Genomic DNA, 1,236 nt, shown 5'->3' with positions numbered 1-1,236 from the left:
ATCTTTCGATACGCCTTCTTAATCTAACTTGTTACAGTTAATACATCAATTATTTGATGATTTTCGCAACAACACCAGCACCTACTGTACGGCCACCTTCACGGATTGCGAAACGTAAACCTTGGTCCATCGCGATTGGGTGGATTAAGCTTACTGTCATCTTGATGTTATCACCAGGCATTACCATTTCCACGCCTTCTGGTAACTCGATTGTACCAGTTACGTCAGTTGTACGGAAATAGAATTGTGGACGGTAACCTTTGAAGAATGGAGTGTGACGACCACCTTCATCTTTTGACAACACGTAAACTTCTGATTCGAAATCAGTGTGTGGAGTGATTGAACCTGGTTTCGCTAATACTTGACCACGTTCGATTTCTTCACGTTTGGTACCACGTAATAATGCACCGATGTTTTCACCTGCACGACCTTCGTCAAGTAATTTACGGAACATTTCAACACCAGTTACTGTTGTTTTAGTTGTTGGTTTGATACCAACGATTTCAACTTCATCACCAGTACGGATGATACCACGCTCAACACGACCTGTTACTACTGTACCACGACCTGAAATTGAGAACACGTCTTCGATTGGAAGAAGGAACGGTTGGTCAATTGCACGCTCTGGCTCAGGGATGTAAGTATCTAAGTGGTTTGCTAACTCAAGGATTTTTTCTTCCCATTCTGCAACGCCGTTTAATGCTTGTAATGCAGAACCACGTACGATTGGAGTATCGTCACCTGGGAAGTCATATTGAGAAAGAAGTTCACGAACTTCCATTTCTACTAATTCTAATAACTCTTCGTCATCTACCATGTCGCATTTGTTTAAGAATACGATGATGTAAGGTACACCTACTTGGCGACCTAATAAGATGTGCTCACGAGTTTGTGGCATAGGACCATCTGTCGCTGCTACTACTAAGATTGCACCGTCCATTTGCGCCGCACCGGTAATCATGTTTTTAACATAGTCCGCGTGTCCTGGGCAGTCAACGTGTGCGTAGTGACGAGTTGGAGTATCGTATTCAACGTGTGATGTGTTGATGGTGATACCACGCGCTTTTTCTTCTGGCGCGTTATCGATTTGGTCGAATGCACGAGCTGCACCACCGTAGTGTTTTGCTAATACGGTTGTGATTGCTGCTGTTAAAGTTGTTTTACCGTGGTCAACGTGGCCGATTGTACCCACGTTTACGTGCGGTTTTGTACGTTCAAATTTTTCTTTAGACATTT

Annotated in this window: 1 protein-coding gene; it reads right to left on the bottom strand. The window is 43.4% G+C overall.

All coding sequences use genetic code 11. The features are described from left to right. Positions 1 to 49 precede the first annotated feature (49 nt). Positions 50 to 1,234 (bottom strand): elongation factor Tu, encoded by a 1,185-nt coding sequence (tuf, locus tag DPV85_RS09875; RefSeq protein ID WP_049383876.1) that lies wholly within the window; start codon positions 1,232 to 1,234, stop codon positions 50 to 52. Positions 1,235 to 1,236 lie beyond the last annotated feature (2 nt).

Source organism: Haemophilus parainfluenzae, from assembly GCF_003252725.1.
Classification (GTDB): Bacteria; Pseudomonadota; Gammaproteobacteria; order Enterobacterales; family Pasteurellaceae; genus Haemophilus_D; species Haemophilus_D parainfluenzae_L.
The sequence above is the reverse complement of the archived record's forward strand: the minus strand, read 5'-3'. Positions and strand labels throughout refer to the sequence as shown.